This is a genomic window from Streptomyces flaveus, assembly GCF_014647675.1.
Taxonomy (GTDB): domain Bacteria; phylum Actinomycetota; class Actinomycetes; order Streptomycetales; family Streptomycetaceae; genus Streptomyces; species Streptomyces flaveus.
On record NZ_BMPQ01000069.1, the window covers coordinates 1 to 9,542 of the forward strand.

Here is a 9,542-nt window from a genome sequence, read left to right on the forward strand (position 1 = left end):
AACTCGCCAGATACGTCATGAACACGACGTCAAAGAACAGTTGACGCGACACGCACCATTAGTTCATCGACGAGCCCTACGCCGCTCAGGTGGCTGCGGACCTCGAGCGCAACGCCAAGGATCAGGAACGTATCGGCGCCGAAGTATCCGTACTCCAGGAGCAGTTGCTCGCCCTGCAGCGTGACCATGCCCTGCTGGTGAACCTGCAGCAGGCGCTGAGCGGCGAGAGCCCCGCGGACGCCGGTGCAGGTTCAGGCGAGGCTGTCACGGCTGCGCCTTCGGTACCGCGGCAGGCTTCGGCCGGGCCCGCACCGGTCAGGCAGAAGAAGGCCGCTGCCCCGAAGGCCGGGAAAACACCGGCCAAGAGCGCCGGTGCGAAGGCGTCCGCGACCGGGGTGAAGCAGCCCACGCTCGGCGAGCTCATCCGCACCCATCTGGGCCGGCAGTCCGAGCCGCGTTCCTCCGCGGAGATCAGCACCGGGCTGGCCCAGGCCCATCCCGACCGTGACATCAAGCCCAAGGTCGTGCGCACCACGGTCGAAGGACTCGTCGCCAAGGGGCATGTCCACCGCACCAAGCAGGGCTCGTCCGTCTACTACACGGCATCCGAGACTGCTCCGGCCGACACCTCGCCGGAGCAGAAGGACCTGGTCACTGCCTGACGGAGAAGCGTCCGGCGCGAACGGCCGCCGCCACCGCCGCCGCAGAGCGGAAATCGCCGGCACGTTGTCGCCGGTGCCCGCCCGACAGTCCCAACCGGCGGGCACCGTCAGCACAACGGCAAAGGCGGCGCCGATCCCTGTAGCCAGACGTAACCGCAGCTCGGGCTGGACGGTTGGGCGGCGCCGTAGCGGGCGTCGTGCTCGGTCTTGCGCGGGCCGTAAAGGATCATTCCGACGCTGCCCCCGGCGCTGGGCACCGGTTCACTTGAGGTCTGCTGCTGATGACATCGGCGCGGCGGTGCGCTCGGAAGAGACGGACGGAGACATGGTCGCCGTCATTGGGCGCGTCGAGGACGTCGACTCGGTCAACGAGGAGGCCGTTGTCGACGAGGAGGTCTTCCCACAACGTCGGCGAGAGCACCCACATCTGCACGGTCAGCGGCTTCCCGTCGGCGAGCGGCAGGATCTCCGGGCGGGCGGTGACGCTCTGGGAGGGGCCGCGGTCGGCCGCGTTGGTGTGCAGGACGGAGAAGAACAGGCGGCCGTCCGGCTTCAGGGCGGAGGCGACGGCCGGGAGGAGCCGGTGCGGGTCGATGTAGCCGAAGCCGTGGATGGAGTAGATGACGTCGTACGGCTCGATGGCCTGCGTCAGGTACTCGGCGGCGTCGGCGTGGATGAGGCGCAGGCCTGGCAGGTTTGCGTATCGGGTGGTGGCGCGTTCGTGCTGGGTGGCTGAGGCTTCGACGGCGTCGACCGTGGCGCTGTGCTCGCGCACCAGGTGTGCGGCGTGCTTGCCCAGGCCGGAGGCCAGGTCCAGGACCCGCAGGCCGGAGAGGCCGCCGAGGACTTCGGCGCCGGGCCCGGTGGGCCAGAACCCCCAGGAGATGCGGTCCACCTCCAAGACCGTGGTGGACCGTTGGAGGTGGTGTGCCCCGTACTGTGTCCAGGCTTGGGAGTTGACGGCTTCGGGCTCCGTGCGGTGCATGACGCGCTCGCGATTCGGTGCTGCCTCTTACGTCACCGGGTGAGCGTTCAAGAACGCGGGTGCGCGGATGCTGATGTCCCGGACAGCGCCGGGGCCAGCCACCGGTGGAGGAAGGTACGGAGCCGGGTTTCGTCCTGCGGTGGCTCGCTGGGGTGCTGCAGCAGCGACGTCAGGAGTCGCATGATGATCTCGGCGAGGCCGTTGAGGTCGTCCTCGTCGATGCCGGCGGCGGCCCAGTCGACGGGGAAGCGCTGCAGCATCTTGGCGCCGTAGGCGATGGTTTCCCTGGTGGTGGCGCCGCGGCCGAAGGCGGTGGTGTCTCCGAGTTGCAGCAGAAGGCTCAGGCGTGGCTCGGTGGGGATGGTCCGTACGCAGAAGACCATGCCTTCGACCACGGCTTCGGCCGGGTCGGTGATCCCTTGCAGGTGCGCGATCATCAGGTCGACGAACGACTCGGCGCCCTGGGCCGCCACCTCGCCGATGATGTCGCTGATGCGGCCGAAGTGGCGGTAGACGGTCTGGCGGGTGACGCCGAGCTCGCCGGCGACGTCGGACAGGGTCGTCTTCGTGACGCCGTGCCTGTCGATGCAGCGGGCGGTCGCGTCGATGATGCGCTGCCGGGCCTCCGCGTCCGATGCGGGAGGCCGGCCTCCCCAGCCGTGATGCCCCATGGGCTTAGGATCGCACAGGCTCTGTGGTCCGTCGGGACATGGTCGCGCGGAGTACGGCCACGATGAGCCCGGTTGCGGCTACGGTGCACAGCACGGTGTACCACAGGCTGCCGATCGGCGTGCCCTGCTCGGTGATGCCATTGGCCGCCGCGAAGTAGGCCGGCAATGCGACCAGCCAGAGGACGATGTGGACGCCGAGGTACAGCGCCGGATAGATCCGCGCGAACAGCGGCGACGCCACCGGAGCCGGATCAGTTCGCCGCGCGCGCCAGGCGTCCGCGAGAAGGTAGAGGCCGACGATCCAGACCAGGGCGAGCTCGGCACCGATGATGGCCTGCTGGATCCCAAGCTGGTCCCCACCGCGGAAGACGTTGCTAGGCACGCCGGCGACCGTCATCGCGAGCGGTGTCAGGGCGCCGGCGACCACGGTGCGCAGGCTGATCTGCCGGCCGGTGAGCGTGCCTCGGCCGTCCTTCGCGCCGACCAGCCGGACGACAAGGTAGGTCATCGCGCCGAAGGATACCGAGGCGAACAGGAACATGCTGTTCATCGGGACCGAGGCGAGCGCCGGCTCGTTGATCATCTCGTTGCCGGGGTTCCAGGCCCACCACTTCAGCTGAGGTCCGAGCTGATCGAAGATCTCGTAGAACGCCTGGCAGGCGAACGCGACCGCCAGCGAACCGAGAAGGAGCCCACGTCGCGTGAAGACGCCGAGAACGCGGACCACCTCGTAGGCGAGCTGCGACAGCGCCGGATAGAAGGCCACGATGTAGAGCGGCAGCCGGTCGTACATGAACTGCACGGTGAACACGTTGTGGGAGAAAATGAACCCGACGTGCTCCTCCAGGCCGAACCAGCCCGGGAAGTAAAGCGGCGGCTCGATCACCGCCAGGTAGACGAGCGAGGCGAACCACAGAGAGATGTTGACCGGGTCGCCGTCGCGCCGCCATCGCCGCCACGCATGGACGAGGGCGAACACCGCACCGCCGATGATGAGCAGCTCGAGGAACGGCATGGTGCCGTTCTCGAGACCGAACGGGTTGCGGAAGTCCACGATGGGATCGGCGTCATGGCAGGAGAAGCCGAGCCTTCCAGCGAGGCGCTCGGCCGCTGAGTCGCATGAAAAGCTCATTCCCTGCTCCTCGGGTCAGTCATTGACGAGGTCGGTCTCGGCGGACGGCGAACTGCCGGCGCGGGTCTGGCCGGTGAAGTCGGTGCCGGGCGGATCCCGCTGGTCGTCGAACCCGCCGGGCACGACCGTGCGTCCGAGCCGCTGACGCACCTTGTAGCGCGCGATGCCGAACCAGAACCGCACATCGGTGGTCATCTCCCTGAGTGACATGTCGAGGTTGAAGACCTGGGCGAACGTCCGCTCGACGTAGGCGTCCTCGCGGCTCGTGGCGTTGATGGCGTTGAAGACCGGCCAGCTGAGGCGCGCGGCCAGCTTGCGGCGCCAGGGAGCGACGACCTCACTCCCGGTCGCGAAGTCATATGCCTGGTCACGGGCCATCGCGAGCATCCAGGGCACGTCGAGTGACTTCTTCTGCCGGGCGAGGAACTCGCGGAAGAAGGCGAGGTCGAGGACGTCGTGGCCGTGCAACATCTCGGCGAGGATGAGCGCGGAGCGGGCCGCCGAGCTCATCCCCTGGGCGTAGAACGGGTTGAACGCGCAGATCGAGTCACCGACGCAGACCAGCCCGAGGGGGGGCTGGTCGAGCAGGTCGAAGCGGCGCCACTTGTTGCCGGTCGAACGAGTGAGGTGCACCCCGGAGGTCGGAGTGCAGGCACGCGTCGCCTGCCCGAAGGACCTGGCCCGCACGCGGTCCACCGCGGCCTCGAAGGTGTCGACCTCGCGCGGCATCCGGATGCCCCACGCCCCCATGCACACGATGGCGCGGTCACCCTCGATCGGGAAGAAGTTGCTGAGGAACTCGTGTTCCTCGGGATGGTCGCCGGTGTCCTGGGTCGGAGTGACGACCAGGTGCTTCCACCACCATGCCTGTGGACGCCGGTCGGCGGGGGGCAGGTCGTACCACCGCGACGTGTAGGTGACCTTGGCGTCAAGGGTCTTCTCCGGCGGCGCCGGCCATCCCGCCGCGCTCAGCCAGTCGGCGACGGAGGAGCCGCGCCCCAGCGCGTCGACGACCAGGTCGGCGGACAGGTGGCCCGAGTCGTCGCCCGCGCGGTACTCGACTCCCTCGACGCGCCCGCGCGCGGTGCCGCCCCCGGTGGAACGAAGTCCGGTGACGGTCACGCCCTCACGGATCTCGATGGCCGGGAGCTCGCGGACCTTGTCGCGCAAGACCCGCTCGATGAGCACGCGGGAGCTGTAGACCATCGTCATCGACCCGGCCTTGCGCGGGGCCCAGCCGTCGTTCTCGCAGTACGCCGCGTCCATCGACGGCATCAGGAGCATCCCGCCCGCGGCGATCAGTGCCTCCTCGAACCCAGGAAAGATCTCGCCAATCGCGCGACGCCCAGAGTTGAGGAGGAAGTGGGGGTGCTTGCTCTGCGGCACGCCCCGCCGATGCTGCGCGTCCGGCGGGAGCCGGTCCCGCTCCAGGACGATCACCTCGTCGAAATGCCTCGCGAGCACTCCCGCGGCACACAGCCCCGCCACGCTACCCCCGAGCACCACGGCCGTCTTTCCCCGCACGCCGCCTCCATTCATACATTTCATGACTGAATGTATGAGCGGAGGGGAAGATAACAGGTACGGTCTGAACCTTCCACCCTTCCCGCGAGACGTCGGGTCCGGCGGAGTGACCTCCCACGGTCCAGCCGGGGCAACGGCCGGCTGGGACGCCCACGTGGCCTTTGGTGTAGGGAGTCCCGCCGCTCCGCTTCCGGTCGATGCCCATGACCGGTGTCAGTAGGGAAGTTGAGGTCAGCTGGCGTTACCGTCATCGACCAGTTGCGGTCCTGCTGCGCGCTCACCTGCGCGTACGACGGTCTCTGCGGCATGAGGGGAAGACGGCCTGCGCGGTCAGTCTGGCGTGTGGCGGTGGCCTGCGGCTTGGCGCAGGCTCTCTTCCAGCGCGGCCATCAAGTCCACCGCCGGTTCCGGCTCGGCAGGCGGCATGAGTTGGCCTCCGGACTCCTTCGCCGCGACCAGCTGTTCCAGTGCCGCGGCGTAGTCGTCGTGCAGCGCGGTGAGGTCGACGGCGGGCAGTTGGGCCATGAGCAGGGAGGCGAGCTCCAGTTCCTGCCCGGTCACCGGCGTGGTCGATCCCAGGTTGCCGGGTTCGCGGACTTCCTCTGGCCACAGCAGGGTCTGGACGACCAGGGTGTCGCGGCGCGGCCACAGTGCGGCCAGGCGCTCTCTGGTGCGCAGCGTCACCTTGGCCACGGCGGCGCGCTCGGCCCGGGCCAGCGCGGCCACCAGCAGTGCGTAGGGCCGCTGCCCGGCCTGCCCGTGCGGCGTGGCGTAGTAGCCGCGGGAGAACAGCAGCGGGTCCAGGCCGTCGACGGGGACGAACCCGAGGACGTCGATGACGTGCCTGCTGTGCAGCGGAAGCGCCTCGAGGTCTGCTTCCCGCAGCACCACGGTGCGCCCGTCCGGGGTCTCGTATCCCTTCGCGATCTCCTGGCTGTCCACCTCCCGGTGCTCGGCTTGGCAGACGCGCCGGTGCCGGATGCGGGCACCGTCGGTGGCGTGCACTTCATGCAGATCCATGCCGTGCCGTCGCGTCGCGGGGAACAACTGCACCGGCAGGCTGACCAGGCCGAACATGATCCAGCCGGTCCACACCGCCTGCGTGGGCACATCCATAGCTCCAGCCTCCGCCGCAGCGGTCAAGGGCGCACCTTCGAGCGGAGCGGTCGCTCGGATCACGGCCCAAGCATAGGCGGTTGCGGCGATTGATGATCAAGGTCCGCCACCGTCAGACAGCCGTCTGGTACAGGCCGCGTGTCGGCTCGGCGCATCCTCGGGACGGCGGGGCGTGGGCGGCGGTGTGTGCGCCGACCCCAGTGAGGGCGTCCTCGCCCGCCTTGATGGGGCGCACCCAGACCAGACCGACCAACTCAGCGGCATGATGACGGGCCGGGGCACGTGCCCGTCCCAAGGCCAGCGACCTGTCCTCTCTCAGCGTCTGCGGCATCCACCGCGTCCAGGAGCTGGCCGGTGAAGTCGCCTGACGAGCCGAACCCCGCAGTCAGGCGTCGCGCGCCCAGGGGCTGCCGACGGGCTGAGACTCTGACAGCGACGCTGGGGAGGGGGTGTCCCGGCCGGAGTCCTCCGGCTTTTCCTGGGAGCGGCGGCCAGGTGGGTGTGGGGTAGCCCGGCGGTAGGGTGGGCGGATTGGTGATCGAGGTGGGTGGTGGCGGTGGAGTGGCGTGAATACGCCGAGCAGATGGCGCTGCTCGCGCAGGACCTGCTGGCCCAGGACTCGCTCCAGGGGACGCTGGAGGAGATCGCCGCGGCCGCGGTGAAGCTGGTGGACGGCTGTGACGCGGCCGGGATCCTCGCGGTGCGCAAGGGCCGGGCGGTGACCCTGGCCGCCTGCGGGGAGATGGTTGATGAGTCCGACCGTCTCCAGGGAGAGCTGGGCGAGGGGCCCTGTTTCGATCTTGCCCGCCGCAAGGATGGCGCGCGTGTGTACCGGATTGCGGACATGACGCGGCCGCAGCCGGCCTGGGAGCGGTTCGCCGCCGGTGCCCGGGAGTTGGGCATCGGGAGCATGACCGGCGTGCTGCTCTACACCGACGACGAGGATTTCGGTGCGCTCAATCTGTACTCCCGCCGCCCGGGAGCGTTCGGCAAGGACATCGAGACCGCGGGCTGGCTGCTGGCCTCTCACGCGGCGGTCGCGTTGGCCAGCGCCCGTACCATCGACCAGCTCGAGCACGCCAAGGAGAGCCGGCACGCCATAGGTGAGGCCATGGGCATCCTGATGGAGCGCCACCGGCTGAGCGAGGACGACGCGTTCGACGTGCTGCGCCGCATCTCCCAGCACCACAACGTCAAGCTGCGCGATGTGGCCCAGAAGGTGCGGTTCGAACACCCCGGCCAGACCTGATCATCACTTCTCGTTCGCGGAAAAAGGGGGCGGGCAGGCGACGGGGGAATGCACCTGCCCACCCCGGAGGCAATGACCCGCACGGGGGGAGCGTGTCATTGCACAGCCGTGATCACGGCTCACCGATGACAGCGCACCGGGCGCCAAAAGTGTCACACCGTTTGTGCTGATCCGTCTACCGGCTCAGACTCCCGCAGCAGCACCGGTCCTTTCTCTGTCACCTGCAGCCGCTCGACAACAAGGCCAGCGGTCCGGACAGGCAAACCGCATTCCCGCCTCCCGGCAGAGGCCGACCGAGGAATCAGCAGCGACGCCGGCAGGCTCTGTACCGGGCGCGGAGATAGTGAGCGCGTGAGCGTGAGGGGGGAGTCCAGCTGACCGGCCAGGCCGCGTTGGCTGGTTTTCACCAGGGGGCTTGCTTGGGCAGTCAGGCGAGAGCCGCCGTCCTCACCTGGTGAGGTCAGGCAGTTGTGCATCCGCCACCGGGGCGTGACCAGGCGGCGAATTACCCGGCGAACCTCCCGCAGAAGCGGTCAGCCGGCCTCCCGCGAAGCCCAACGGGACTGATCGTTCCCAAGGTCGCGGTCCGGACCTTGGCCCGGACCGCAGCCCGGGCACCACTCTCCCGCCACCGTCCGTGGCCTGTCAGCGGAACCCCACTCCGGCTGTGGTCCATCATGGCGCCGACGGCTGGCGCCCCACCCCGGTCGGGCACCGGATGGTCGCCGACACCGTCTTGCCCCCGGCATGGACCTTCACCTGCACATCCGCCGAGAGCTCCTGCACCAGATGCCAGCCGAACCCGCCCGGCGTCCGTGGATCCAGCGAGTGGGGCCGCGGCGGGCGGGTGCTGGCGTCGTCCACCGCCACCGTCACCGTCCCCGGCCCTGCCTCCAGCCGGAATCCGGTCACTCCGCCGGCATGCTGCACTGCGTTGGCGAACAGCTCGGAGACCACCAGCAGCACCGCCTCCGCCCCGCTCCCGCCGTTCGGCGCGGACACCAGCAAGAACCCGCGGGCGATGTTTCTGGCCTGCTCTGCCGTCCGCACCAGGGCGCCGGGGTGGGGGTCCTCCTTGGGCGAATGCACCATCGCGGCCTCCGGCAGTCGATTTGCAGACGCTCACCGTCTACCCCGATTTCCGGCCACCTTGCATCCATCGAACACGATCACACCTGTCGGCGGCCCCGGGCTGATCAGCCATGACGTCCCGGGGCCGCCTTCACCGGCCGGTTCAACCAGGTGAGGGCATGCGGCCCGCTCCATGGCCGGGCAGGCACGAGGCGAACCGCTGACACGCCCACGCCGGCGTGTCACCCGATCAACGCACCCTGCCCCAGCAGCGACACGGCCGCGTCAACACGCCATCCACGAGCAGCAGGACTTTCAGAACGGTGCCGTTCCTTCATCGTTATTGGCTGCTCGATTGGTCCCCCCACCCCTCAGGCCGAGCGGGCTCAGCTGCCGAAGACGGCTTCTGCGTCGGTGACGGCGTCATAGCCCCGTAGAAGCTGATCCGCCTCTCAATCCTGGACGAGTCGTTCGGCGTGCTCGGCCTCGTCTTCCCGGACGGGGCTGGGCCGCGCTCTGTCGAACTGCCAACGCGTGGTGACGCCGTCTGGGCCGTTGAGGCCGGCCCGAGCCAAGGCTCCTTCGATCCGGCTGCGGACATCGGCCTCAGTCGCGGGATCGGCAGCGAAGAGTACCCGTAGCCGGATCTCCGCGCCGGAACGCTCCGCGGCGGTGTGATGTGGCGCCAGCGGACATGGCGGCTCGTGTTCCCATTGGCCGCACAGCGCAACCGTGACGGCTGCGCCAAGTGCCCGCACATCGCCGTCCGCTTCCATGACAACGACGGCCTCGTGGGCGAATGCTTGGCGCATAGGTTCAGTATTCACCGGGTCGGTGCCGCTGCGGCCTCCACAAGCAGCCGTTGGCGCAGCTCGGTATCCGGCAGTGCTCGGTCTGCCTCGCTGAGCCTCACCCAGGCGAGGTCCAGGTCGTCGGCCTCGAGGCGCAGCAGCTGCTCGTGCTCCCACAGTGCTCCGATGACGCGATCGCGGCCGCGCGGCCTGGACCCATATGCCCATGACGGCACAGATGAGCAGCACGAGAGGCAACGTGATCACAAGGACAGGTCATTGCGACCATGCTGAAGCGCTCCGGGATCGGTGGAGGCTCTATGCGTTGACTCCAGCCGCCG

General features: G+C 69.0%; 9 protein-coding genes. 2 read left to right on the plus strand and 7 right to left on the minus strand.

The features are described from left to right. Positions 1 to 89 precede the first annotated feature (89 nt). Positions 90 to 662 (plus strand): BlaI/MecI/CopY family transcriptional regulator, encoded by a 573-nt coding sequence (locus IEZ21_RS46575; protein WP_281399771.1) that lies wholly within the window; start codon positions 90 to 92, stop codon positions 660 to 662. A gap of 226 nt (positions 663 to 888) precedes the next feature. On the opposite strand, the gene IEZ21_RS46580 is transcribed toward IEZ21_RS46575, so the two are convergent. The 5 genes from IEZ21_RS46580 to ku all read right to left on the minus strand — a co-directional run bounded on the left by IEZ21_RS46580 (position 889) and on the right by ku (position 6,090). After that, positions 889 to 1,557, minus strand: coding sequence for a class I SAM-dependent methyltransferase (locus IEZ21_RS46580; RefSeq protein WP_246568977.1), 669 nt, complete (start codon positions 1,555 to 1,557; stop codon positions 889 to 891). Between the two features lie 137 nt (positions 1,558 to 1,694). Further along, complete coding sequence (locus tag IEZ21_RS46585; protein ID WP_189327866.1) at positions 1,695 to 2,318, minus strand: TetR/AcrR family transcriptional regulator; 624 nt, start codon at positions 2,316 to 2,318, stop codon at positions 1,695 to 1,697. A gap of 4 nt (positions 2,319 to 2,322) precedes the next feature. Beyond that, on the minus strand, positions 2,323 to 3,450 hold the full coding sequence (locus IEZ21_RS46590; protein WP_189327867.1) for a hypothetical protein: 1,128 nt from the start codon (positions 3,448 to 3,450) through the stop codon (positions 2,323 to 2,325). Between the two features lie 15 nt (positions 3,451 to 3,465). Next, positions 3,466 to 4,974 (minus strand): FAD-dependent oxidoreductase, encoded by a 1,509-nt coding sequence (locus IEZ21_RS46595; protein WP_189327868.1) that lies wholly within the window; start codon positions 4,972 to 4,974, stop codon positions 3,466 to 3,468. Between the two features lie 330 nt (positions 4,975 to 5,304). After that, complete coding sequence (gene ku, locus IEZ21_RS46600) at positions 5,305 to 6,090, minus strand: non-homologous end joining protein Ku (protein WP_189327869.1); 786 nt, start codon at positions 6,088 to 6,090, stop codon at positions 5,305 to 5,307. A 583-nt stretch (positions 6,091 to 6,673) separates the two neighbouring features. Here ku and IEZ21_RS46605 point away from each other — a divergent pair. Then, on the plus strand, positions 6,674 to 7,339 hold the full coding sequence (locus IEZ21_RS46605) for a GAF and ANTAR domain-containing protein (protein ID WP_189327873.1): 666 nt from the start codon (positions 6,674 to 6,676) through the stop codon (positions 7,337 to 7,339). Between the two features lie 675 nt (positions 7,340 to 8,014). On the opposite strand, the gene IEZ21_RS46610 is transcribed toward IEZ21_RS46605, so the two are convergent. Continuing rightward, positions 8,015 to 8,431 (minus strand): ATP-binding protein, encoded by a 417-nt coding sequence (locus IEZ21_RS46610; protein WP_189327870.1) that lies wholly within the window; start codon positions 8,429 to 8,431, stop codon positions 8,015 to 8,017. A 431-nt stretch (positions 8,432 to 8,862) separates the two neighbouring features. After that, positions 8,863 to 9,222 (minus strand): hypothetical protein, encoded by a 360-nt coding sequence (locus IEZ21_RS46615; RefSeq protein WP_189327871.1) that lies wholly within the window; start codon positions 9,220 to 9,222, stop codon positions 8,863 to 8,865. Positions 9,223 to 9,542: the final 320 nt, after the last annotated feature.

Coding starts and splice junctions, on each gene's coding strand:
- ku (WP_189327869.1), bottom strand. CDS start 6,090: ATGGATGTGCCCACGCAGGCGGTGTGGACCGGCTGGATCATGTTCGGC.
- IEZ21_RS46585 (WP_189327866.1), bottom strand. CDS start 2,318: ATGGGGCATCACGGCTGGGGAGGCCGGCCTCCCGCATCGGACGCGGAG.
- IEZ21_RS46610 (WP_189327870.1), bottom strand. CDS start 8,431: ATGGTGCATTCGCCCAAGGAGGACCCCCACCCCGGCGCCCTGGTGCGG.
- IEZ21_RS46590 (WP_189327867.1), bottom strand. CDS start 3,450: ATGAGCTTTTCATGCGACTCAGCGGCCGAGCGCCTCGCTGGAAGGCTC.
- IEZ21_RS46615 (WP_189327871.1), bottom strand. CDS start 9,222: ATGCGCCAAGCATTCGCCCACGAGGCCGTCGTTGTCATGGAAGCGGAC.
- IEZ21_RS46605 (WP_189327873.1), top strand. CDS start 6,674: ATGGCGCTGCTCGCGCAGGACCTGCTGGCCCAGGACTCGCTCCAGGGG.